The 19,703-nt window shown below is 61.6% G+C and carries 20 protein-coding genes; 17 read left to right on the top strand and 3 right to left on the bottom strand.

Features of this window, described 5'->3' with window-relative positions; genetic code table 11:
- The first annotated feature begins 52 nt into the window (after positions 1-52).
- From AC07N4_RS20300 to AC07N4_RS20345, 10 genes are all read left to right on the top strand, one after another.
- A complete protein-coding gene (locus AC07N4_RS20300; RefSeq protein WP_493065851.1) occupies positions 53-2,272 on the top strand; it encodes a primosomal protein N' in 2,220 nt (739 codons plus the stop codon).
- Between the two features lie 142 nt (positions 2,273-2,414).
- The gene (gene argS / locus AC07N4_RS20305; RefSeq protein ID WP_096819925.1) at positions 2,415-4,151 is read left to right on the top strand and encodes an arginine--tRNA ligase; all 1,737 of its coding nucleotides are present in this window, start codon (positions 2,415-2,417) and stop codon (positions 4,149-4,151) included.
- Between the two features lies 1 nt (position 4,152).
- On the top strand, positions 4,153-4,869 hold the full coding sequence (locus tag AC07N4_RS20310) for an SPOR domain-containing protein (RefSeq protein WP_096819926.1): 717 nt from the start codon (positions 4,153-4,155) through the stop codon (positions 4,867-4,869).
- Positions 4,870-5,127: 258 nt separating this feature from the next.
- A complete protein-coding gene (hslV, locus tag AC07N4_RS20315) occupies positions 5,128-5,664 on the top strand; it encodes an ATP-dependent protease subunit HslV (RefSeq protein ID WP_003220875.1) in 537 nt (178 codons plus the stop codon).
- 48 nt (positions 5,665-5,712) lie between these two features.
- Positions 5,713-7,050 carry an ATP-dependent protease ATPase subunit HslU gene (gene hslU, locus AC07N4_RS20320; RefSeq protein WP_096819927.1) on the top strand — a complete coding sequence of 446 codons (1,338 nt, stop codon included), beginning with the start codon at positions 5,713-5,715 and terminating at the stop codon, positions 7,048-7,050.
- A gap of 76 nt (positions 7,051-7,126) precedes the next feature.
- Complete coding sequence (locus tag AC07N4_RS20325; RefSeq protein ID WP_102620210.1) at positions 7,127-7,504, top strand: gamma-butyrobetaine hydroxylase family protein; 378 nt, start codon at positions 7,127-7,129, stop codon at positions 7,502-7,504.
- Positions 7,505-7,762: 258 nt separating this feature from the next.
- A complete protein-coding gene (gene phaC, locus AC07N4_RS20330) occupies positions 7,763-9,442 on the top strand; it encodes a class II poly(R)-hydroxyalkanoic acid synthase (RefSeq protein ID WP_096819928.1) in 1,680 nt (559 codons plus the stop codon).
- 68 nt (positions 9,443-9,510) lie between these two features.
- Positions 9,511-10,365, top strand: coding sequence for a poly(3-hydroxyalkanoate) depolymerase (gene phaZ, locus AC07N4_RS20335; RefSeq protein WP_085732561.1), 855 nt, complete (start codon positions 9,511-9,513; stop codon positions 10,363-10,365).
- Positions 10,366-10,515: 150 nt separating this feature from the next.
- The gene (gene phaC, locus AC07N4_RS20340) at positions 10,516-12,198 is read left to right on the top strand and encodes a class II poly(R)-hydroxyalkanoic acid synthase (RefSeq protein ID WP_096819929.1); all 1,683 of its coding nucleotides are present in this window, start codon (positions 10,516-10,518) and stop codon (positions 12,196-12,198) included.
- A gap of 30 nt (positions 12,199-12,228) precedes the next feature.
- On the top strand, positions 12,229-12,849 hold the full coding sequence (locus AC07N4_RS20345; protein ID WP_096819930.1) for a TetR/AcrR family transcriptional regulator: 621 nt from the start codon (positions 12,229-12,231) through the stop codon (positions 12,847-12,849).
- A 254-nt stretch (positions 12,850-13,103) separates the two neighbouring features.
- Here the strand turns inward: AC07N4_RS20345 and AC07N4_RS20350 are convergent, their stop codons facing one another.
- The 3 genes from AC07N4_RS20350 to AC07N4_RS20360 form a co-directional block, all read right to left on the bottom strand.
- Entirely contained in the window at positions 13,104-13,943 is an 840-nt protein-coding gene (locus tag AC07N4_RS20350; protein WP_493065852.1) for a phasin family protein, read from the bottom strand.
- Positions 13,944-13,953: 10 nt separating this feature from the next.
- A complete protein-coding gene (locus AC07N4_RS20355) occupies positions 13,954-14,376 on the bottom strand; it encodes a phasin family protein (RefSeq protein ID WP_096819932.1) in 423 nt (140 codons plus the stop codon).
- 161 nt (positions 14,377-14,537) lie between these two features.
- A complete protein-coding gene (locus AC07N4_RS20360) occupies positions 14,538-14,813 on the bottom strand; it encodes a polyhydroxyalkanoic acid system family protein (RefSeq protein WP_085711042.1) in 276 nt (91 codons plus the stop codon).
- Positions 14,814-14,978: 165 nt separating this feature from the next.
- Here AC07N4_RS20360 and ubiE point away from each other — a divergent pair, with 165 nt between their 5' ends.
- The 7 genes from ubiE to tatB all read left to right on the top strand — a co-directional run bounded on the left by ubiE (position 14,979) and on the right by tatB (position 19,547).
- A complete protein-coding gene (gene ubiE / locus AC07N4_RS20365) occupies positions 14,979-15,749 on the top strand; it encodes a bifunctional demethylmenaquinone methyltransferase/2-methoxy-6-polyprenyl-1,4-benzoquinol methylase UbiE (protein WP_007952418.1) in 771 nt (256 codons plus the stop codon).
- Complete coding sequence (locus AC07N4_RS20370; RefSeq protein WP_007952419.1) at positions 15,749-16,372, top strand: ubiquinone biosynthesis accessory factor UbiJ; 624 nt, start codon at positions 15,749-15,751, stop codon at positions 16,370-16,372. The genes ubiE and AC07N4_RS20370 overlap by 1 nt, the downstream gene beginning before the upstream one ends.
- Positions 16,369-17,973: a ubiquinone biosynthesis regulatory protein kinase UbiB gene (gene ubiB, locus AC07N4_RS20375; RefSeq protein ID WP_096819933.1), complete on the top strand. Its 1,605-nt coding sequence runs from the start codon at positions 16,369-16,371 to the stop codon at positions 17,971-17,973. Before AC07N4_RS20370 ends, ubiB begins: the two co-directional genes overlap by 4 nt.
- A gap of 80 nt (positions 17,974-18,053) precedes the next feature.
- Entirely contained in the window at positions 18,054-18,455 is a 402-nt protein-coding gene (gene hisI / locus AC07N4_RS20380) for a phosphoribosyl-AMP cyclohydrolase (RefSeq protein WP_007909357.1), read from the top strand.
- Positions 18,448-18,780, top strand: coding sequence for a phosphoribosyl-ATP diphosphatase (locus AC07N4_RS20385; protein ID WP_007952422.1), 333 nt, complete (start codon positions 18,448-18,450; stop codon positions 18,778-18,780). Before hisI ends, AC07N4_RS20385 begins: the two co-directional genes overlap by 8 nt.
- Positions 18,781-18,805: 25 nt before the next feature.
- A complete protein-coding gene (locus AC07N4_RS20390; RefSeq protein WP_007952423.1) occupies positions 18,806-19,084 on the top strand; it encodes a twin-arginine translocase TatA/TatE family subunit in 279 nt (92 codons plus the stop codon).
- Between the two features lie 10 nt (positions 19,085-19,094).
- Positions 19,095-19,547, top strand: a complete 453-nt coding sequence (gene tatB / locus AC07N4_RS20395) for a Sec-independent protein translocase protein TatB (protein WP_273539252.1) — start codon at positions 19,095-19,097, stop codon at positions 19,545-19,547.
- The last annotated feature ends 156 nt before the right edge of the window (positions 19,548-19,703 follow it).

Genomic DNA, 19,703 nt, shown 5'->3' on the forward strand with positions numbered 1-19,703 from the left:
GTCTGCTAGGCTCCCGCCCTTCTTCACCGCCCCGCCTATGAGAATCCTCCGCGTGCCCGACGCCATTCTGCGCCTCGCCCTGCCTTCGCCCCTGCGCCGCCTGTTCGACTATCGGGCCCCGGCCGGCGTGCTGCGTTCGCAGTTGCAACCGGGCATGCGCTTGCGGGTGCCGTTCGGCCGGAGGGAAATGATCGGGATTCTGGTGGAAGTCACTGACACCAGTGAAGTGCCGGTGGAGAAGCTCAAACCGGCGCTGGCCCTGCTCGATGCCACGGCACCGCTGCCGCCGGCACTGTTCAAGCTGTGCCTGTGGACGGCTCAGTATTATCAGCACAGCCTCGGCGACACCTTGAGTTGGGCACTGCCGGTGCTGCTGCGCCAGGGCGAACTGGCCGAGGCCCGGCAGGAGCGTTTCTGGTCCGCTGCCCCCGGTGCCAGCCTCGATGACCCGCGCATCGCCCGCGCGCCGCGCCAGCGTGAAGCCCTGGCAACTTTGGCCCAGCATCCTCACGGCGTCGCCCATCAGTTGCTGAGCAAACTGATGCTGAACAAGGACAGCCTCGATCTGCTGCTGGCCAAGGATCTGGTGCAGGTCGAAGTGCGTCGCCATGCCCCCGGCGCACGCCACGAGCACTGGCTGGCGCAGCCGGAGTTGCCGCTCAACAGCGAACAGCGCGCCGCGTATGAAGCGATTCGCGCCGGTTTCGACAGTTATCACGCGTTCCTGCTGGCCGGGGTTACCGGCAGCGGCAAGACCGAAGTCTATTTGCAGCTGATCCGCGAAACCCTCGAAGCCGGCAAGCAGGCGCTGGTGCTGATCCCGGAGATCAACCTCGGCCCGCAAACCCTGGCGCGCTTCGAACAACGCTTCAACGCACGCATCGCCCTGCTGCACTCGGCGGTCAACGACCGCGAGCGGCTCGACGCCTGGCTCGCCGCCCGCGATGGCGAGGCCGACATTATTATCGGCACCCGCTCGGCGCTGTTCACCCCGATGAAGAATCCGGGGTTGATCATCATCGACGAAGAACACGACGGTTCCTATAAACAGCAGGAAGGCCTGCGCTACCACGCACGGGATCTGGCGCTGGTGCGGGCGCGGCAGGAAAACATCCCGATCGTCCTCGGCTCCGCGACGCCGTCGCTGGAAAGCCTGCACAACGCCTACACCGGTCGCTACGGGCTCCTGCGCCTGAACGAGCGGGCCGGCGGCGCCAAGCAGCCACGGTTCCTGCGTCTGGATGTGAAAAGTCGTCCGCTGGACAGCGGCATTTCCGGGCCGATGCAGCAGGCCATCGGCCAGACCCTCGCCGCCGGCCAACAAGTACTGGTGTTCCTCAACCGCCGGGGTTTTGCGCCGACCCTGCTGTGCCACGATTGCGGCTGGATGTCCGAGTGCCAGCGCTGCGATGCGCGGATGACCGTGCACCAGCGCTATGGCGAACTGCGCTGCCACCACTGCGGTTACGTCGAGCGCGTGCCGCGCCAGTGCCCGAAGTGCAACAAGGTCGATCTGCGGCCGGTGGGCGCCGGCACTGAACGGGCCGAGGAACGGCTGGCGATTCTGTTTCCGGACTATCCGGTACTGCGCGTCGACCGCGACAGCACGTCGCGCAAGGACGCCATGAATCAGTTGTTCGCCACGATCCAGAAAGGTCAGCCGTGCATTCTGGTCGGCACTCAAATGTTGGCCAAGGGTCATCACTTCCCCCGGGTCACCCTCGTGTCGATCCTCGACGCCGACGGCGGATTGTTTTCCGGTGACTTCCGCGCCAGCGAGCGCATGGCGCAGTTGATCGTGCAGGTCGCCGGCCGCGCCGGACGGGCGGAAGAACCGGGCAAGGTGATCATTCAGACGCACCTGGCCGACCATCCTTTATTGGTGCAACTGACCGAACAGGGCTACTTCGCCTTCGCCGAACAGGCCCTGAGCGAACGCCGCGCCGCCGGGCTGCCGCCGTTCTCGCATCTGGCGCTGTTGCGCGCCGAAGCCCACAAGCCGGGGCAGGCCGAAGGCTTTCTTGATGAAGCCTGCAGCGAAGCCGAGCGCTTGCTGGCTGAGCAGAACCTGAGTGGCATCGAACTGCTGGGACCGGTGCCGGCACCGATGGAACGTCGGGCCGGACGCTTCCGCGCGCAGCTGCTGTTGCAGGCCACGGCCCGGGCGCCGCTGCACCGGTTGCTGGCGAGCTGGCTGCTGACGCTGGAGCAGATGCCGAGCGGTCGGGCGGTGCGCTGGTCGCTGGATGTCGATCCGGTGGATCTGTACTGACCGGGCAAAACCGCTCGAATTGTCACCACACATCCACATCCTGCCTGCTAAGGTTGGCAAGCCCGTCTTCGCAACGGATAATGCCCAGTTTTTCCACCCGCGCATCGATGCGCCGCCGCGCTTGCGGTCGAAAGAGAAGACCATGAAAGACACCATTCGCCAGCTGATCCAACAAGCCCTCACCCAACTCGTCAACGAAGGTGTGTTGCCTGAAGGCCTGACGCCGGCGATCCAGGTGGAGAACGCCCGGGACAAGACCCACGGCGACTTCGCCAGCAACATCGCGATGATGCTGGCCAAGCCTGCGGGCATGAAGCCCCGCGACCTGGCAGAGAAAATCATCGCCGCCCTGCCGGCTGACGAGAACGTCACCAAGGCCGAAATCGCCGGCCCCGGCTTCCTCAATTTCTTCCAAAACACGCAAGCGCTGGCCTCGCGCCTCGACGCCGCACTGGCCGACGCTCACGTTGGCGTGCGCAAGGCGGGCCCGGCGCAACGCACCGTGGTCGACCTGTCGGCGCCAAACCTGGCCAAAGAGATGCACGTCGGCCACTTGCGTTCGACCATCATCGGCGACGGCGTGGCCCGTGTGCTCGAGTTCCTCGGCGATACCGTGATCCGTCAGAACCACGTTGGCGACTGGGGCACCCAGTTCGGCATGCTGATGGCGTACCTGCAGGAAAACCCGATCACCAGCGACGAGCTGTCGGACCTGGAAAACTTCTACCGCGCCGCCAAGCAGCGTTTCGACGAGTCCCCGGAATTCGCCGACCGCGCCCGTGGTCTGGTGGTCAAGCTGCAGGCCGGCGATGCCGAATGCCTGGCGCTGTGGACCAAGTTCAAGGACATCTCGCTGTCGCACTGCCAGAAGATCTACGAACTGCTCAACGTCAAACTGACCATGGCCGACGTGATGGGCGAAAGCGCCTACAACGACGACCTGATCAACGTGGTCAACGATCTGAAGGCCGCCGGCATGCTGGTCGAAAGCAACGGAGCCCAGTGCGTGTTCCTCGACGAGTTCAAGAACGCCGAAGGCGAGCCGCTGCCGGTGATCATCGTCAAGGCTGACGGCGGCTACCTGTACGCCACCACCGACCTGGCCGCCGTGCGCTACCGCAGCGGCAAACTGAAGGCCGACCGTGCGCTGTACTTCGTCGACCAGCGTCAGGCCCTGCACTTCCAGCAAGTGTTCGCCGTGGCGCGCAAGGCCGGTTTCGTGACCCATCCGATGGAAATGGAACACATGGGCTTCGGCACCATGAACGGCGCCGATGGCCGTCCGTTCAAGACCCGTGATGGTGGCACCGTGAAGCTGATCGATCTGCTGACCGAAGCTCAGGAACGCGCCTACACCCTGGTGAAGGACAAGAATCCGGAGCTGGCCGAAGACGAGCTGCGCAACATCGCCAAAGTCGTGGGCATCGGCGCGGTGAAGTACGCCGACCTGTCGAAGCACCGCACCAGCGACTACAGCTTCAACTTCGACCTGATGCTCAACTTCGAAGGCAACACCGCGCCGTACCTGCTGTACGCCTACACCCGCGTGGCTGGCGTGTTCCGCAAACTGGGCAAGGACTTCAGCGAGGTCGACGGCCAGATCGTTCTCGAAGCGGCGCACGAACAGGAACTGGCGGCCAAACTGGCGCAGTTCGGTGAAGTGCTGAACAACGTCGCGGAAAAGGGCACACCACACACTCTGTGCACCTACCTGTACGACGTCGCCGGCCTGTTCTCCAGCTTCTACGAGAACTGCCCGATCCTCGCCGCCGACACCCCGGCACAAATGCAAAGCCGTCTGCGCCTTGCCGCGCTGACCGGCCGTACCCTCAAGCAAGGCCTGGAACTGCTCGGCCTGGAAACCCTGGAGCGTATGTAAGTTGGCTGCCAAGAAAAAACCTGCACCCAAGCGTGGCGCCAGCCGTTACCAAGCTCCTGCAAAGCAACCGATCCCGGGTTGGCTGTGGATGGCCATCGGCCTGACGGTCGGCGCGTTCATCGTGTTCCTGATGAAACTGGAGCCGGGCAAGGGCAGCGACACGGTCAAGCGCGAGAAGATCGAGCAACAGCAGCAACAGAAAGCCACCAAGATCGCCGAGGCCAACAAGACCCCGCCGAGCCCGACGCAACCGGTGAAGCCGAAGTACGACTTCTACACCCTGCTGCCGGAATCGGAAGTGATCGTGCCGCCTGACGCCGTGCCGGAGAAAACCTTGCCGACGCCACAGGTTCCCGCGATCCCGACCACGCCGGTGACCCCGGCGGAAGCGGCGAAGATCGACACGGCGCGCGCGCAGGCTGCACTGGCCGGGATTACCCCGCCGCCAGCGCCGCCGGTGACCAAGGCTGCGCCGGTAACCAAGTTCTTCCTCCAGGCCGGTTCGTTCCGCAAAGAGGCCGATGCCGACAAGGTGCGCGCGCAGATCATTCTGCTCGGCCAGGCGGTAGCGGTTGAATCCGGGACGGTGAAGGATGAAACCTGGTATCGCGTACTGGTCGGCCCGTTCAGCAACCGCGAACAACTGACCACCGCCCAGAAACAACTGGCGGGCGCAGGCTTCAGCAACCTGTTGTTACAACAACGCCAGAGCCGCTGATACCTCCCCACCGATCGTTCCCACGCTCTGCGTGGGAATGCAGCCCGGGACGCTCCGCGTCCATTGCCGCAGGGACGCGGAGCGTCCATTGAGGCATTCCCACGCGGAGCGTGGGAACGATCATGTCGTTCTGCGTGGGAACGATCATGTACAAAGCACCGCTCGTCCCCTCTCCCTCCCCGCAGTTGAAATCCTCTCCACCACCCCCATATGAATGGGCATAAGGCATTTTCGCCCCGCAGTGTGGAGACTCTTCCCTTGACCACCATCGTTTCAGTCCGCCGCCACGGCAAAGTCGTCATGGGCGGCGACGGCCAGGTTTCTCTCGGCAACACCGTGATGAAAGGCAACGCGAAGAAAGTTCGTCGCCTGTACCACGGCCAGGTCATCGCCGGTTTCGCCGGTGCCACCGCCGACGCCTTTACCCTGTTCGAACGTTTCGAAGGCCAGCTCGAGAAACATCAGGGCCACCTGATCCGCGCCGCCGTCGAACTCGCAAAAGAATGGCGCACCGACCGCTCCCTGAGCCGCCTCGAAGCCATGCTCGCGGTCGCCAACAAGGACGCCTCCCTGATCATCACCGGCAACGGTGACGTGGTCGAACCGGAAAACGGCCTGATCGCCATGGGTTCCGGTGGCGGTTACGCCCAGGCTGCTGCCAGCGCGCTGCTGAAAAAGACCGATCTGTCGGCCCGCGAAATCGTCGAGACCGCTCTCGGGATCGCCGCCGACATCTGTGTATTCACCAACCACACTCAGACCATTGAGGAGCAGGATCTCGCTGAAGAAGCCTGAGTCGGCCCTGTGCCACGGCTTGTTTCTGCTTGAGGACCGTCAATTATTATGTCCATGACTCCCCGCGAAATCGTCCACGAACTCAATCGCCATATCATCGGCCAGGACGATGCCAAGCGCGCCGTCGCGATTGCCCTGCGCAACCGCTGGCGCCGCATGCAGCTGCCTGAAGAGCTGCGTGTTGAAGTGACCCCGAAGAACATCCTGATGATCGGCCCGACCGGTGTCGGTAAAACCGAGATCGCCCGTCGCCTGGCCAAGCTGGCCAATGCGCCGTTCATCAAAGTCGAAGCGACCAAGTTCACCGAAGTCGGCTACGTCGGCCGCGACGTCGAATCGATCATCCGTGATCTGGCCGATGCCGCGATCAAAATGCTGCGCGAGCAGGAAATGACCCGCGTTCGCCACCGCGCCGAAGACGCTGCCGAGGACCGTATCCTCGACGCCCTGCTGCCGCCGGCACGCATGGGCTTCAGCAACGAAGAAGCGCCGAGCCCGGATTCCAACACCCGCCAGCTGTTCCGCAAGCGCCTGCGCGAAGGTCAGCTGGACGACAAGGAAATCGAGATCGAAGTCGCCGAAATGGCCGGCATCGAGATCGCCACGCCGCCGGGCATGGAAGAGATGACCAACCAGCTTCAGTCCCTGTTCGCCAACATGGGCAAGGGCAAGAAGAAGTCTCGCAAGCTCAAGGTCAAGGAAGCGCTGAAGCTGGTGCGCGATGAAGAAGCCGGTCGCCTGGTCAACGAAGAAGAGTTGAAGGCCAAGGCCCTGGAAGCGGTCGAGCAGCACGGCATCGTGTTCATCGACGAAATCGACAAGGTCGCCAAGCGCGGCAATGTCGGCGGCGCCGATGTGTCCCGTGAAGGCGTACAACGCGACCTGCTGCCGCTGATCGAAGGCTGCACCGTCAACACCAAGCTGGGCATGGTCAAGACCGACCACATCCTGTTCATCGCCTCCGGTGCGTTCCACCTGAGCAAGCCGAGCGACCTGGTGCCGGAGCTGCAAGGCCGTCTGCCGATCCGCGTCGAACTCAAGGCCCTGAGCCCGGAAGACTTCGAGCGCATCCTCAGCGAACCGCACGCCTCGCTCACCGAGCAATACTGCGCGCTGCTGAAGACCGAAGGCCTGAACATCCAGTTCCAGCCTGACGGCATCAAGCGTCTGGCGGAGATCGCCTGGCAGGTCAACGAGAAGACCGAGAACATCGGTGCCCGTCGCCTGCACACGCTGCTCGAGCGCCTGCTGGAAGAGGTGTCGTTCAGTGCCGGCGATCTGGCCAGCGCCCACGACGACAAGGCGATCCTGATCGACGCCGAGTACGTCAACAGCCACCTGGGTGAATTGGCGCAGAACGAAGATCTGTCTCGTTATATCCTGTAAGCCATACTGACAGTGGTCGTGAAACTGTGGGAGCCATCGGCTCCCACAATTTTTTTCACCTGACGGAACGCCGGCAATGACCCAACTCCCCACCGACATCAAACTGCACAAAGCCTCGAAAACCCTGTCGCTCAAATACGCGTCCGGCGAGGAGTACACCCTGCCCGCCGAATTCCTGCGCGTGCATTCGCCCTCCGCCGAGGTCCAGGGCCACGGCAAACCGATCCTGCAATTCGGCAAGCTGCACGTCGGCCTGTCCAAGGTAGAACCGGCCGGTCAGTACGCACTGAAACTGACCTTCGACGACGGTCACGACAGCGGCCTGTTCACCTGGGATTACCTCTACGAACTGGGGCGACGTTATGACGCACTCTGGGCGGATTATCTGGCCGAGCTCAAAGCCGCCGGCAAAACCCGCGACCCGGACGAGTCCGTCGTCAAGCTGATGCTCTAGTCCGCGCCTCGGACTGTTTAGAGGGCATTTTCTAAATTCATCTGTTTGAATGCTCCGCTAAAGCGGCCCGGGATCGGCTGCTTGCGAAAAAAATTAAACTCGGGTAACCAATGGAGCTGGCAAGTTCCCTGCAGTGCTCTACGACTGTAAAGCAGCTATGCAGAATCAACGGTCACCCGAGCAGTAGTACCTGGCATTGGCTGTGGAACTGCACAGCAGAAAACCGGGTACTCGTCTCAGGACAATGGAGCGTCGTAGATGAGTAACAAGAATAACGATGATTTGAAGTACCAAGCCTCGGAAAACACCCTGGGGCTGAATCCTGTCGTTGGGCTTCGCGGAAAGGATCTGCTGGCCTCTGCTCGAATGGTGCTGACCCAGGCCATCAAACAACCGATCCATAGTGTCAAACACGTCACTCATTTCGGCCTCGAATTGAAGAACGTGCTGTTCGGCAAATCAGAACTGCAACCGGCTGGCGATGACCGTCGCTTTGCCGATCCGGCGTGGAGTCAGAACCCGCTGTACAAGCGTTACCTGCAAACCTACCTGGCGTGGCGCAAGGAACTCCATGCCTGGATCGACGACAGCAGCCTCTCGCCCAAGGACATTGCGCGCGGGCACTTCGTGATCAACCTGATGACCGAAGCCATGGCGCCGACCAACACGGCGGCCAACCCGGCGGCGGTCAAACGTTTCTTCGAGACCGGCGGCAAGAGCCTGCTCGACGGCCTCTCGCATCTGGCCAAGGATCTGGTACACAACGGCGGCATGCCGAGCCAGGTCAACATGGGCGCGTTCGAGGTCGGCAAGACCCTGGGCGTGACCGAAGGCGCAGTGGTGTTTCGCAACGACGTGCTGGAGCTGATCCAGTACAAGCCGATCACCGAGCAGGTGCACGAGCGCCCGCTGCTGGTCGTACCGCCGCAGATCAACAAGTTCTATGTATTCGACCTGAGCCCGGACAAGAGCCTGGCGCGCTTCTGCCTGCGCAACAATGTGCAGACCTTCATCGTCAGCTGGCGCAACCCGACCAAGGAACAGCGCGAGTGGGGCCTTTCGACCTACATCGAAGCCCTGAAGGAAGCGGTCGACGTGGTCACCGCGATCACCGGCAGCAAGGACGTCAACATGCTCGGCGCCTGCTCTGGCGGCATCACGTGCACCGCCCTGCTCGGCCACTATGCCGCCACTGGCGAAAACAAGGTCAATGCCCTGACCCTGCTGGTCAGCGTGCTCGACACCACCCTGGACAGCGACGTCGCGCTGTTTGTCGACGAGCAGACCCTGGAAATGGCCAAGCGCCATTCGTATCAGGCCGGCGTGCTCGAAGGCAAAGACATGGCCAAGGTCTTCGCCTGGATGCGTCCCAACGATCTGATCTGGAACTACTGGGTCAACAACTACCTGCTCGGCAACGAGCCGCCGGTGTTCGACATTCTGTTCTGGAACAACGACACCACCCGGTTGCCGGCGGCGTTCCACGGCGACCTGATCGAGATGTTCAAAAACAACCCACTGATCCGCCCCGATGCACTGGAAGTGTGCGGCACGCCGATCGACCTCAAGCAGGTGACCGCCGACATCTTCTCGCTGGCCGGCACCAACGACCACATCACCCCGTGGAAGTCCTGCTACAAGTCGGCGCAGCTGTTTGGCGGCAAGGTGGAATTCGTGCTGTCGAGCAGCGGGCATATCCAGAGCATTCTGAACCCGCCGGGCAACCCGAAATCGCGCTACATGACCAGCGACGAAATGACCGCCAATGCCGATGACTGGCAGGAAAACTCGACCAAGCATGCCGACTCCTGGTGGCTGCACTGGCAAGCGTGGCAAGCGGCGCGTTCGGGCGAGCTGAAAAAGGCACCGACGAAACTGGGCAACAAAGCGTATCCGGCAGGCGAAGCATCGCCGGGCACTTACGTACACGAGCGGTAACCGATACACCTCACTCCCTCCGGGGAGTGAGGTGAACACTGAGATTGCGACCCACAGGGCCTTGAAGCATGCCGCAACCGTTCATCTTTCGTACTGTCGAGCTGGATGGCCAGACCATCCGCACGGCGGTTCGCCCCGGCAAGCCTCACTTGACGCCCTTGCTGATTTTCAACGGCATCGGCGCCAACCTGGAGCTGGTGTTTCCTTTTGTCGCGGCGCTGGATCCGGACCTGGAAGTGATCGCCTTCGACGTGCCCGGTGTCGGTGGCTCTTCGACGCCGAGACGGCCGTATCGCTTTCCGGGACTGGCGAAGCTCACTGCACGGATGCTCGACTACCTCGACTACGGACAGGTCAACGTGATCGGCGTGTCCTGGGGTGGCGCGCTGGCGCAACAGTTTGCCTATGACTATCCAGAGCGCTGCAAGAAGCTGGTATTGGCAGCGACAGCGGCGGGCGCGGTGATGGTGCCGGGCAAGCCGAAGGTGCTGTGGATGATGGCCAGTCCACGGCGCTACATCCAGCCGTCCCATGTGATCCGCATCGCCCCGATGATCTACGGCGGCTCGTTCCGCCGCGACCCGACACTCGCCGCCAGCCATGCTGCCAAGGTGCGTTCGGCGGGCAAGCTCGGCTACTACTGGCAACTGTTCGCGGGCCTTGGCTGGACCAGCATTCACTGGCTGCACAAGATCCATCAGCCGACCCTGGTGCTGGCCGGTGACGACGATCCGCTGATCCCGCTGATCAACATGCGCATGCTGGCCTGGCGGATTCCCAACGCCCAGTTGCACATCATCGATGACGGTCATCTGTTCCTGATCACCCGGGCCGAAGCCGTGGCGCCTATCATCATGAAGTTCCTCCAGGAGGAACGTCTTCGTGCAGTGATGCACCCCCACCCGACACCGCTGGGCGGATAACCGGCCCGGTCCGGCTTTCTGGACAGCTCCTTGCAGAGCCTTTTCAAAGTGCGTGGCAGGACGCCGCGCAGGCAACAACCCGCAACAGCGTCTATGGTGTTCTGGTTCGGTGTGTTTGTTTTTGACCTGAAGACGAAGGAGTGTTGAGTCATGCGCGACAAACCAGCGACGGGCGTAGTGCCCAGTCCTGCCGTTTTCATCAATGCACAAAGTGCAATGACCGGCCTGCGTGGCCGCGACCTGATTTCGACGTTGCGCAGCGTAGCCGCCCACGGCCTGCGCAACCCGATTCACAGCGCGAGGCACGCGTTGAAACTCGGTGGCGCGCTCGGACGCGTGCTGCTCGGCGAAACCCTGCACCCGACCAACCCCAATGACAGCCGCTTCGCCGACCCGGCCTGGAGCCTCAACCCGTTCTACCGCCGGAGCCTGCAGGCTTATCTGAGCTGGCAGAAACAGGTCAAGAGCTGGATCGACGACAGCAGCATGAGCGATGACGATCGCGCCCGTGCGCACTTCGCTTTTTCCCTGATCAACGACGCCGTCGCGCCCTCCAACACGCTGCTCAATCCGCTGGCGGTCAAGGAGCTGTTCAACTCCGGCGGCCACAGCCTGGTGCGTGGGCTGAGCCATCTGTTCGATGACCTGCTGCACAACGACGGCCTGCCGCGCCAGGTGACCAAGCAGGCTTTCGAAGTCGGCAAGACCGTCGCCACCACCACCGGCTCAGTGGTGTTTCGCAACGAAATGCTTGAGCTGATCCAGTACAAGCCGATGAGCGAAAAGCAGTATTCAAAACCGCTGCTGGTGGTGCCGCCACAAATCAACAAGTACTACATTTTCGACCTGAGCCCGAACAACAGCTTCGTCCAGTACGCCCTGAAGAACGGCTTGCAGACCTTCATGATCAGTTGGCGCAACCCGGATGTGCGCCATCGCGAATGGGGCCTGTCGACCTACGTCGAAGCCGTAGAAGAAGCGATGAACATCTGCCGGGCGATCACCGGCGCCCGCGAAGTCAACCTGATGGGCGCCTGCGCCGGCGGGCTGACCATCGCCGCACTGCAAGGGCACTTGCAGGCCAAGCGGCAGTTGCGCCGAGTCTCCAGCGCAACCTATCTGGTGAGCCTGCTCGACAGCCAGATCGACTCTCCGGCCACACTGTTCGCCGATGAACAGACCCTCGAAGCGGCCAAGCGCCGCTCCTACCAGAAAGGCGTGCTGGACGGTCGCGACATGGCCAAGGTGTTCGCCTGGATGCGTCCCAACGATCTGATCTGGAGCTACTTCGTCAACAACTACCTGCTGGGCAAGGAGCCGCCGGCGTTCGACATCCTCTACTGGAACAACGACAGCACCCGTCTGCCCGCCGCGTTTCATGGCGATCTGCTGGATTTTTTCAAGCACAACCCGCTGATTCATTCGGGCGGCCTGGAAGTCTGCGGCACGCCGATCGACCTGCAGAAAGTCACGGTCGACAGTTTCAGCGTGGCCGGCATGAACGACCACATCACGCCATGGGACGCGGTGTATCGCTCGACCTTGCTGCTCGGTGGCGAGCGGCGCTTCGTGCTGTCCAACAGCGGCCATGTGCAGAGCATTCTCAACCCGCCGAGCAACCCCAAGGCCAACTACGTCGAAAACGGCAAGATGAGCAGCGACCCGCGTGCCTGGTACTACGACGCGAAAAAAGTCGACGGCAGCTGGTGGCCGCAGTGGCTGGAATGGGTTCAGCAGCGCTCCGGCACCCTGCGCGAAACCCAGATGGCCCTTGGCAACGCGAACTATCCACCGATGGAGGCGGCGCCCGGCACTTACGTGCGTGTGCGCTGACCGGCCCCAACCGCCCTTTAAGAAGACTGGATGAAAACAAGCGAACGGATCCTCGAATGTGCCCTGCAGTTGTTCAACGAAAAGGGCGAGCCGAACGTCTCCACCATGGAGGTTGCCAATGAAATGGGGATCAGCCCCGGCAACCTCTACTACCACTTTCACGGCAAGGAGCCGCTGATTCTCGGGTTGTTCGAGCGCTTCCAGAACGAACTGGCGCCGCTGCTCGACCCGCCCGCGGATGTAGAGCTGGCGCCGGGGGATTACTGGTTGTTCCTGCACTTGATCGTCGAGCGGCTGGCGCAGTACCGGTTCCTGTTCCAGGACCTGTCGAACCTGGCCGGACGGCTGCCGAAACTGGCCAAGGGCATCCGCAACTTTCTCAACGTCCTGAAGCGCACGCTGGCGTCACTGTTGGCGCGGCTGAAGGCCTCGGGGCAGTTGGTCAGTGATACCCAGGCGCTGGGGCAACTGGTGGAACAGATCACCATGACCTTGCTGTTTTCGCTGGACTATCAGCGGATTCTCGATCGCGAAGGAGAAGTACGGTTGGTGGTTTACCAGATCATGATGCTGGTGGCGCCGCACCTGTTGCCGCCGGTGAAGGTGGCGACGGAGAGGATGGCTTTGCAGTATCTCGAAGATCACGAGTAACCCGAAAAGCCCCTCACCCTAACCCTCTCCCCGAGGGAGAGGGGACTGACCGAGGTGTCTTTTGCTATACGCCGACCTGAAACAGCGTGGCGATTATGGATTCACAAGCGTTAGTGCACGTCGGTAAATCTCGTGAATATCCCCCAATCGGCCCCCTCTCCCTCCGGGAGAGGGCTGGGGTGAGGGGGCTCTTGGATCAGACATACAAAAACGCCCGACCTTCACAGGCCGGGCGTTTTCTTGAGCCCTGAAAATCAGGACTGACTGGTCGGCGTCGACGGAGTCGATGCAACAGTCGGAGCAGGCGCCGGGGTTGGAGCCGAAGCGGAGTTCGACGTGCTTGCCAGTGCTGCCGGTGTGGTCACCGGTTTCGGCGCAGCGGCTTTCGGCGCGGCCGGTTTTTTCACTGCTGGTTTTTTCGCCGCAGCCGGTTTGGCGGCAGTCTTGGCAGCGGGTTTGGCGGCAGCGGTTTTCGCTGCTGGCTTGGCCGCTGGTTTTGCAGCAGGTTTCGCGGCGGCCTTGGCGGCAACCGGTTTGGCCGCGGCTTTCGCTGCGGGCTTGGCGGCTGCGGTTTTGGCCGCAGGTTTTGCTGCAGGTTTAGCAGCAGCCTTGGCCAATGGTTTGGCAGCAGGTTTTGCCGCCGGTTTGGCTGCAGCGGTTTTGGCCGCTACAGGCTGGGTTTTCAGACCGGTGAGTTTTTCGATCTGCTTGGTCAGGGTATCGACCTTCTTGTGCAGATCCTTCACCTCGTTGCGGCTCGGTACGCCCAGGCGCGAAATCGCACTGTTCAGGCGCTTGTCGAAAGCCCCTTCCAGTTGATCCCACGTGCCCAGCGCGCGATCTTTCACGCCGCTGATACGCGATTTGGCCGAGTTTGCAGAGTCCTTGGCAGCATCGACTGTCTTGCCGACTGCAGCCTTGGTGAGCTTCTCGGCTTTCTCGCCGTCTTTGACCAATGTATCGAAGAGCTTGCTGCCGTCAGTGTCGATCTTCGAGTACACGCCTAAACCAGCCAGCCAGATCTTGCGGGAGTAGTCTTCGACTTTCCCGATCCACGAGCTGCCTTCTTTATCGGTGTTCTTTTTACCAGCCATCCCGTTCTCCTTAAGATTTACGCGCGACGCGTTCGAGCAATGCCGTCAGCTCATCGAGCTTAGCAGAGAGTGCCTCAACGTCATGTTTAGACGGAATGCCGATACGATTCAAGGCACTGGCGACACGCGTGTCGAACGCCTTCTCGACCTTGTCGAGCTGAACTTCGACGCGGCCTTTGAAAGAGCTGACTTCGCTCTTGGCTTCGTCGATCTCGGCATTGGCCGCTTCGAGTTTTTCGGTGACGACTTTTTTGCCTTTCTTTTCAACAGTTTGACCAGCCTTGATCAACTCCTGAAAGTACTCGCTGCCCTCCTGACCGACCTTGGTGTAGGCACCCAGGCCTGCCAGCCAGATCTTGCGGGCATAGGATTTGACGTCGCTCAGAGCAGAAGTCGAGGCGTCGATTTTTTTCTTCAAAATAACTTTGGCCATGGTGCACCTCACGCGCAGAAGGTTTGAGGAACTGCCCGGACGTGTGTCGGGCTCAGGCACAAAGTAGGGAGAAAAATTAGAAACGGCACCCTAACAACTGACATAAAAGGCAGGTGCACCACAAAGAAAAAGAGGAGCCCGAAGCTCCCCCTCTGTTCTGTTCAGACCAGCGCCTTGTCCAGCGCCTTCTCGATCTCGGCTTTGATCATGCCGCTCATGGCCGACATCATCAGGCCCAGTTCCACGTCGACCCGGATCGAATCCTCGGCCACATGCACCGCGCCTTTCACGCCCGAACGCTTGAGGTTCAGGGTGTCACCCGCCCACTGCGGCTCGAGGCCATACTGATCGGACAGTTTCTGCGCCAGCTTGTCGGCTTTCTCGCGGGCAACTTCCTTGCCCAGGCTGTGGGCACGCTCAACACTGATATGGGCCATTGAATGACTCCTGCTTTTTGAATGGGGCTATGAATGCCTGCAACGAATCTTGACCGCCACTGCGGCAAATCGTCCCGAAGGTTGCCCATCTTACCTTTAGCCATTCCAAGACAAAGCATGGCTTGGGGATTAGAATGTCGCGCATTCTCTTTTGGTGACAGCGATATGACTGATCAGCGCAAAGGCAGCGATGCCGAACCCACCACTCACTTCGGCTTCAAAAACGTTCCGGAAAGCCAGAAAGCGGAAAAAGTCGCTGAGGTGTTCCACTCCGTAGCCGCCAAGTACGACCTGATGAACGACCTTCTGTCGGGCGGCATGCACCGTCTGTGGAAGCGCTTCGCAATCGAATTGTCGGGCGTGCGCGCCGGCAACCGCGTGCTGGACATCGCCGGCGGCACGGGCGACCTGACCAAGAAATTCTCGCACCTGGTCGGCCCGACCGGTCAAGTGGTTCTCGCAGACATCAACGAATCCATGCTCAAGGTCGGTCGTGACCGCCTGCTGGATGTCGGCGTGTCGGGCAACGTCGAATTCGTCCAGGCGGACGCTGAAAAACTGCCGTTCCCGGACAACCATTTCGACTGCGTGACCATCGCCTTCGGCCTGCGCAACGTGACGCACAAGGAAGACGCCCTGCGCTCCATGCTGCGCGTACTCAAGCCTGGCGGCCGCCTGCTGGTGCTGGAGTTCTCCAAGCCGACCAACGCGCTGATGTCCAAGGCCTACGACGCCTACTCGTTCGCCTTCATGCCGCTGATGGGCAAGCTGATCACCAACGACTCGGAAAGCTATCGCTACCTGGCCGAATCGATCCGCATGCACCCGAATCAGGAAACCCTGAAGTCGATGATGGTCGACGCCGGTTTCGACCGTGTGACCTATCACAACATGACCGCAGGCATCGTTGCCCTGCACCGCGGCATCAAACCCTGATGCTGCTGACCGGGCTGCTGGCCAGCGTCGAACTCGGCCTGAACCGCGTGCTGCGTCTCGACAGCACGGCGCTGCCGCGACTGGCGCATCTGACCGGCAAGGTGATTGCCGTGGATTGCCGCAGCCCGGCGCTGCAACTGTTCATCCTGCCGAGCGACGAAGGCCTGATGCTGGCGTCCCACTGGGAAACCGGCGTCGACTGCACCTTGCGCGCCCCGGCCTCGAGCCTGGTGAAACTGGCCCTGAGCAAGGACAAGACGGCGGTGCTGCACGCACCGGAAGTCGAACTCGACGGCGACAGCGGCGTGCTGTTGGAACTGGCGGGCGTGCTGCAGGACCTTGAGCTGGACTGGGAGTACGAACTCTCGCGCTGGCTGGGACCGGTCGCCACGCAACTGGTCGGCGGTCACCTGCGCAGCCGCGCCCGCTGGTATCAACAAGGATTTGCCAGCCTCAACCAGAACCTCGCCGAATACCTGGCCGAAGAATCGCGCACCCTCGTCGGGCAACGCGAAGCCGAAGCCCGTTTCAGCGAACTGGACCGGATCAAACTCGATCTGGAACGTCTCGAGGCGCGCTTCGAGCGCCTTTCCCGATCCCTCGACCCAAGCGATAACGCATGAAGCTGCTCGCCGTCCGCCGTCTGTTGCGCATCCAGCGCGTCGTGATCCGCTACCGCCTCGATGACCTGCTGTTCGATCTGCCATTGCCGTGGTTCCTGTTGGCGCTGCGCTACGCCTTGCCGTGGCGCTGGTTCCCGCGCAAGCCGCTGGACCTGAGCCGTGGCGCACGCCTGCGCCTGGCGTTGCAGGACCTGGGGCCGATCTTCATCAAGTTCGGGCAGATCCTCTCGACCCGCCGCGACCTGCTGCCGGAAGACATCGCCGATGAGCTGATGCTGTTGCAGGACCGCGTGCCGCCGTTCGATTCGCAGCTGTCGGTCAAGCTGATCGAAGAACAGCTGGGCAAGAAGATCAGCGAAGTGTTCAGCCGCTTCGACGTCGAGCCACTGGCCTCGGCCTCGGTCGCGCAGGTGCATGCCGCGCAGTTGAAGACCGGCGAAGAGGTGGTGGTCAAGGTGATCCGCCCGGGCCTGAAGCCGATCATCGCGCAGGATCTGGCGTGGCTGTTCATCCTCGCCCGCGCGGCCGAAAAGGTCTCCGCCGACGCCCGTCTGCTGCACCCGGTGGAAGTGGTCAGCGACTACGAAAAAACCATCTACGACGAACTCGACCTGTTGCGCGAGGCGGCCAACGCCAGCCAGTTGAAGCGCAACTTCGAAGGCTCGCCGCTGCTGTATGTGCCACAAGTCTATTGGGACTGGTGCCGGCCGAAAGTGCTGGTGATGGAGCGTATCTACGGGATTCAGGTGACGGACCTGGCGACCCTCGCCGACCAGCGCACCGACATGAAAATGCTTGCCGAGCGCGGCGTGGAGATCTTCTTCACCCAGGTATTCCGCGACAGTTTCTTCCACGCTGACATGCACCCGGGCAACATCTTCGTCAGCACCGTCAACCCGTGGAGCCCGCAATACATTGCGATCGACTGCGGCATCGTCGGCAGCCTGACCCCGGAAGACCAGGATTATCTGGCGCGCAACCTGTTCGCCTTCTTCAAGCGCGACTACCGCCGCGTGGCGCAATTGCACATCGATTCGGGCTGGGTGCCGGCGGAAACCAAGCTCAACGAATTCGAAGCGGCGATCCGTACCGTGTGCGAGCCAATCTTCGAAAAACCGTTAAAAGATATTTCATTTGGCCAGGTGCTGATGCGCCTGTTCCAGACCGCACGCCGCTTCAACATGGAAGTGCAGCCACAGCTCGTATTGCTGCAAAAGACCTTGCTGAACATCGAAGGTCTGGGCCGCCAACTGTACCCGGACCTGGATCTGTGGAACACCGCGCAGCCGTTCCTCGAACGCTGGATGCGCGAGCGCGTCAGCCCGAAAGCCTTGATCGGCAACGTCCAGAGCCAGTTCGAACAGCTACCGCACCTGGCCAACATGGCCCGTGACCTGCTCGAACGCATGTCCCAGCCCCACGCCAACGACCCACCGCCACCGTGGCACAAACGCAAGGACGACTGGTTCCTGCGCCTGCTCGGCAGCGCGCATCTGGCAGGCGGCACGATCCTCGCCGCCGGCGGCCCGTTGCACGAACTGGGGCATTGGCCCGCCGGGATCATGGTGGCAGTCGGCTTGTATCTGGTCGTTCGCCGATAGCCAGTTCCGTGATCGGCTGGCACACTGTTTCAACGCCTGAACCCGACTATTGAAGTGTGGGTTCGCTGTCGGAGTCGAAGATGAAAAACTGGCTGGACGAGATCAAGTGGGACGCCGATGGCCTGGTGCCGGCGATTGCCCAGGATCACAAGACCGGACGCGTGCTGATGATGGCCTGGATGAACCGCGAAGCCCTGGAGCTGACCGCCGCGGAAAACCGTGCAATCTACTGGTCACGTTCCCGTGGCAAGCTGTGGCGCAAGGGCGAAGAGTCCGGCCATGTGCAGACCCTGCATGAAATGCGCCTGGACTGCGACGCCGACGTGATCATCCTGATGGTCGAACAGATTGGCGACATCGCTTGCCATACCGGCCGTCAGAGCTGCTTCTACCGCGTCTTCGAAAACGGCGACTGGAAAACGGTCGACCCGGTCTTGAAAGACCCGCACGCTATTTATTCCGCAGGACACAAACATGAGTGACACCCTGACCCGCCTCGCTCAGGTGCTTGAAGAGCGCAAGGGCGCTGCTGCCGACAGCTCGTATGTGGCCAGTCTGTATCACAAGGGCTTGAACAAGATTCTGGAAAAAGTCGGCGAAGAATCGGTCGAAACGATCATTGCTGCCAAGGACGCCGCCGTCAGTGGCGACTGCAGCGACGTGATCTACGAGACCGCCGACCTGTGGTTTCACAGCATGGTCATGCTCGCCCAACTGGGGCAGCATCCGCAGGCTGTACTCGACGAGCTGGATCGTCGCTTCGGTCTGTCCGGACACGTCGAGAAAGCCTCGCGTCCGTCCGCCTGAACAACTATTAGAGAGGAACAGCAACATGGGCATTTTTGACTGGAAACACTGGATCGTCATTCTGGTTGTCGTGGTGCTGGTGTTCGGCACCAAGAAACTGAAAAACCTCGGCACCGACGTCGGCGAGTCGATCAAGGGCTTTCGCAAAGCCATGAACGACGACGAAAAACCGGCCGATCCGACCGTCACGCCTGCGCAACCGGTGCCACCGGTTCAGCCGCAAGCCACCGCTCAGGCCAACCCGCCGCACACCATCGACGTGCAGGCGCAAAAAGTCGAAGAGCCGATCCGCAAAGACGTGTGAGCACTGACTAATGTTTGGTATCAGCTTCTCTGAACTGCTGCTCGTCGGCCTCGTTGCCCTGCTGGTGCTGGGCCCCGAGCGTTTGCCGGGCGCTGCGCGCACCGCCGGCCTGTGGGTCGGGCGGCTGAAGCGCAGCTTCAACGCGATCAAACAGGAAGTTGAACGTGAAATCGGTGCCGACGAAATCCGTCGGCAACTGCACAACGAACACATTCTGTCGCTGGAGCAGGAGGCGCGGAAGATTTTCACGCCTCCGGTTCAGCAGGAGCCGACACCGGTGCCGCCGGTTGCAGAGCAAACGCCAGTGGCTCCCGTTGCGGAACAACCGGCAAGCGTCGAGCACGTTTCTGCCGCCGCCGCTGAAGCTGCGCCGATCATGAAGCCGATTGAACCTGTTGCTCCAGCCGCCGCGCCAACCACGCCGGCCCCTCACGACCCAACATTGCCGCCGCGAGCCCCATGACAAGGGCCTGTCATCGGTCATTTCCTGTGTCGCGTTGTCGTCTGAAAGCGGGCCAGGCAAGGCGTAGTCCGCAGGGAATGTGTTTTACCTTTCCAAGGACTACAACGCGGCCTGGCCCGCTTTCAGGCACAACCCGAAGGGCCGGCCCGTATTTGC

The organism is Pseudomonas sp. GW821-FHT09E04 (assembly GCF_059416185.1).